This window comes from Streptosporangium sp. NPDC006013 (genome assembly GCF_040614275.1).
Taxonomy (GTDB): Bacteria; Actinomycetota; Actinomycetes; order Streptosporangiales; family Streptosporangiaceae; genus Streptosporangium.
Genome location: NZ_JBEXUE010000706.1, coordinates 1 through 3,847 on the forward strand (window position 1 = coordinate 1; position 3,847 = coordinate 3,847).

Annotated in this window: 3 protein-coding genes and 1 pseudogene; 3 read left to right on the forward strand and 1 reads right to left on the reverse strand. The window is 72.1% G+C overall.

Annotated features, from left to right (window positions below; genetic code table 11):
* Positions 1-88 (forward strand): annotated as a pseudogene (locus ABZ260_RS48210) (family 1 glycosylhydrolase); the annotation flags it as partial.
* Between the two features lie 1,543 nt (positions 89-1,631).
* On the opposite strand, the gene ABZ260_RS48215 reads toward ABZ260_RS48210, so the two are convergent.
* Entirely contained in the window at positions 1,632-1,970 is a 339-nt protein-coding gene (locus ABZ260_RS48215) for a hypothetical protein (protein ID WP_355631902.1), read from the reverse strand.
* A 336-nt stretch (positions 1,971-2,306) separates the two neighbouring features.
* On the opposite strand from ABZ260_RS48215, the gene ABZ260_RS48220 reads away from it, so the two are divergent.
* Positions 2,307-3,008 (forward strand): hypothetical protein, encoded by a 702-nt coding sequence (locus ABZ260_RS48220; protein WP_051751733.1) that lies wholly within the window; start codon positions 2,307-2,309, stop codon positions 3,006-3,008.
* Complete coding sequence (locus ABZ260_RS48225; RefSeq protein ID WP_355631905.1) at positions 2,971-3,801, forward strand: hypothetical protein; 831 nt, start codon at positions 2,971-2,973, stop codon at positions 3,799-3,801. The genes ABZ260_RS48220 and ABZ260_RS48225 overlap by 38 nt, the downstream gene beginning before the upstream one ends.
* The last annotated feature ends 46 nt before the right edge of the window (positions 3,802-3,847 follow it).

Below are 3,847 nucleotides of genomic sequence, written 5' to 3' on the forward strand. Positions count from 1 at the left end.
GGACATCGTCCCGGCGGCCACGCTGTTCCACTGGGACCTGCCCCAGCCCCTGGAGGACGAGGGCGGCTGGCTGAACCGCGACACCGCCACCGTACCCAGCTCCAGCGCTCCTCGCCGTCACCGTGCGCGGAGAGCACGACGATCGCCAGGTCGCGTGGGCTGTGCAGGGCGGCGGCCTGGCCGACCAGCCAGCGCGCCAGCCCGGCCGTCGTCTCCCTGGGCCCGGTCAGACCGGTGACGCCCAGGCGGCGCATGGCAAGTGCCACCGGCACCGCCTGGCAGGTGGGCGGGGCGGGCATCGGGGCGTCGGCCGGCGCGGAGCGCTCGGGGGTGAACTCCAGGTCGGCGGGGAGGTCGGCGAGGCCGACCCGGAGCCGCAGCGCGTCGGGGTCGTGGTCGCGCCGCTCCCAGAGCCGCCGCCGGGGGCCCGTCACGGTGAGCAGCACCTCGGCGGGGTCGGGCGCGGCGGCGCGGCGGGCGGTCTCGTCGTCGGCACGGGCGCGCTCCACGGCCGCCTCGAAGACCTTCAGCCGCTCCCGGTACTCCTTGACTTGCCGGCGGTACTGCTTGCGGCCGTGCCGCCGGTCGCTCCACCACTGGCCGATCATGATCAGCGGGGTCATGAACGCGAACAGCAGGAAGTACGGCGATTGGAGGGCGATGGCCATGCCGACGCCCAGCGCCGCGGGCAGGAACGCGGTCAGTAGTTGCAGCCGCATGGTCTCGGCCCGCCTGGGCTCGGCCGGGACCTCGAAACGCCGCGCGCCGCCCGGCGGGCGGAACCTGGGCGGCCGGTTGTAGGCCAGGCCGCCGTCCGGCTGCGCGTCCAGGTGCGCGTCGGGCGGCTCCACCGCCTTGAGGGTCAGCACGCTGCCGCCGCAGCTCAGCAGGGCGTGCTCGGGCCAGGGCAGCGGACCCTCCAGCCGCTCGCGGTCGAGCAGGGCCCCGGCTCTGTCCCCCGGGTCCCCCGGCTCCCCCGGCTCCACGGTGATGGCGTCCGGGGTGAGCCGCACCACGGCGGCCAGTGCGGGCAGCCGGGGGTCGGACACGGCCACCGAGCAGGCGGGGTCGGAGCCGATGGCGTGCACGCCCAGGCTGAGGCGGTGCACCGACCCGGCGGCGGGCCCGCCGACCACCCGGATCTCCACGATCCCGCCGGGCTCCTCGGCGAGGGTGGCCATGGCGAGCGAGCGGTCGAGGGTGACCAGGTCGCCGTCGCGGAGCAGGCCGAGCGCGGGGGCGGTGGGGTCGAGGGGGCGGCCGTCCAGCCAGAGCGCCGGGGGTTCGGCCCCGGCCGAGTCGCGGCCCAGCCCGTACGGGGCCTTGCTGCGTGTCAGCCGCACCACGTTGCTCGGACGTTCGCCGCCCTGGCCCGCGAGTGACTCCGCGAGCCGTGCCACCGTGGTCGTCTCGTCGCCCTCGACCACGACATCGCGGTCGGCGTGCTCGCTGAGCACGGTGAGCATGATCCGCATCGACGCTCTCCTCGGGTCAGGCCCCGGATCCACCGTACAGAGTGGAAACGGGGTCCGAGAGGGTGTTCGCGGCAATCTCATGGCTCGCGACCCGGTATGTGGAAAACATCCCAGCCTGTGGATAACTCTCCGTAGGCGGCGGCCGTTTATACCGCTTTATGGGGATATTTGGTGATTTATCGCCTCCTGGGGGCCAGCCTGCCCGCGGTATGGAGCTGTGGAAAACCTGTTCGGAGAACCGGCGGAACGGCGGGCCGCGGTCCGGGCCCGAAGCTCGCCCGTCTTCTCCTCGAGCAGCCCGGCGTACGCGCTGACCTCGGAGGTCACCTCGGCCAGCCCGACGGCCGCGCGGTGCAGCCCCTCGATCATTCGCTCCGTCGCGGGGGCGGCGGTGAGGCGTTCGACCCCGCGGCGGCGCATTCGCCCGGCCGCCGAGCGGAAAAGGAGCCTGATCCGTCCCTCGCCCGAGGCGTCACGCCCGGATGATGTGGCCATCTCTCCAGGGTGCCACATTTTGAACGGGTTCAGGGTTAAGGGGGGCGCACATCCCGTGAGCGATGGAGTGAAGGAGGAGGTGGGGCGCCGTAATGATGGAGGTAAATGCTGGGACGATTGGTGCAAGAGTTAATTACCGTCCTTATCACCCAGATAAGTGTCCCGTCATCTAGCGAAACCGCCACTTTCTTCTGAAGCAGCGTTGACATACGTGTTCCTATCAAACGAGCATGGGTTCTGGTTTTTGTCCGGCAGCCCGTCGGCATGGTGCGCATAATGGCGTAAATTCGACCAGTAGTCCCCATATTTATGATCACTCTGGGAGTCCCCCTACCCATGAGGACCAGTGAGAAGCCAACGGGCCGTGTCCCGGTGAACGCCGAGCGCCAGTCGTCGGCGGGCACCCTGTCCGGGCCGGCGTCGCGCAAGCTTCCCGTGCCCCCACGCGAGCGCAAACCAGCCCTCGCCGCCCTCGCCGTCCTCCTCATCCTGGGCGGCGCCCTCGCCACCACCCTGCTCGTCCTGCGCAGCGGCGACCGCGTCTCGGCGATCGCCGTCTCCCAGCAGATCGGCGCCGGCCAGCAGTTCACCGAGGCGATGCTCAAGGAGGTCCAGATCGCCGACACCGGCATCGGCTACGTGGCCTGGTCCCAGCGCGCCCGCGTCGCGGAGAACTTCGCCCGCGTCACCCTCATCCCCGGAACGCTCCTGACCCGCGAGATGGTGGTCTCCGCCAGCAGGGAGCTGGGCCCCGGCAAGGCCCAGGTCGGTCTCGCCCTCAAACCCGGCCAGTCACCGGGCACCCTGGAGCGCGGAGACCGGGTCCAGGTCGTCTACGTGCCGAGCAGGGGCGGCGGCGCCGGCCAGGAGCGGCGGGTGCTGGCGCAGAGCGCCCTGGTCCACCAGATCGGCACGCCCGGCAGGAGCGGGGCGAACGGCCTGGTCACCATCATCGTGGACAGTTCCATCTCACCGGAGGTCGTCGCGTACGCCTCCACCGGTGAGATCGCGCTCGCCGAGCTGCCGGGAGCACGCTGACGTGGCGCTCATCGTGCTGGCCGCGGACAAGGGCGCGCCCGGAGTGACCACGGCGGCCACCGCGCTCGGCGCGATCTGGCCGCGCCCGGTGCTGCTCGCCGAGTGCGACCCGGCGGGCGGAGATCTCGCCTACCGCCTGCCCGCGGCCGACGGCGGCGTGCTCAACCCGGCCAGGGGCCTGCTCACCCTGGGGGCCACGGCCCGGCGCGGCCTGCACCCGGAACAGATCCACGAGCACACCCAGAAGATCATCGGTGGTCTGGACATACTGGCGGGGCTGACCCACGGTGAACAGGCGGCCGGGCTGACCTGGCTCTGGGGTCCGCTCGGCCGGGCACTGGCCACGATGCCCGGCGCCGACGTGCTGGCCGACTGCGGACGCCTCGGCGGCCACCCCCAGCTGGCCGAGCTGACCGCGGAGGCCTCGCTGGTGGTGCTGTTCACCAGGGCGAGCCTGGACCATGTCGCTCACCTGCGGGAACGCCTGCAGATCATGCCTCGCGAGCCGCAGGTGGGCGTGGTCGTGATCGCCGACCCCCGGCAGTACCGCACGACGATCGAGGAGGTCCGCCGGATCGTCGTGGGCACCGGCAGGAACCTCGCCTTCGTGAGCGGGCTCGCGCACGACCCCAAGGGCGCGGAGCTGCTGCGCGGCCAGTGGGGCGGGCGCCTGGACCGCTCCCTGCTGATCCGCACCGCCCGGGAGCTGGGCGGCCGCCTCGCCGCACAGGTCAGCGCTCCCGAGCCGGTCATGGGCGTGCCCGTCGAGCCGTCGAGCGGAGCCAGGCCGTGACCATCGACCACACGCTGGTGAAGCGCTTCCGGCAGGACGTCGGAGA

Excerpts from the sequence above, each read along its gene's own strand:
- ABZ260_RS48220 (WP_051751733.1), top strand. The coding sequence starts at position 2,307 with ATGAGGACCAGTGAGAAGCCAACGGGCCGTGTCCCGGTGAACGCCGAG.
- ABZ260_RS48215 (WP_355631902.1), bottom strand. The coding sequence starts at position 1,970 with ATGGCCACATCATCCGGGCGTGACGCCTCGGGCGAGGGACGGATCAGG.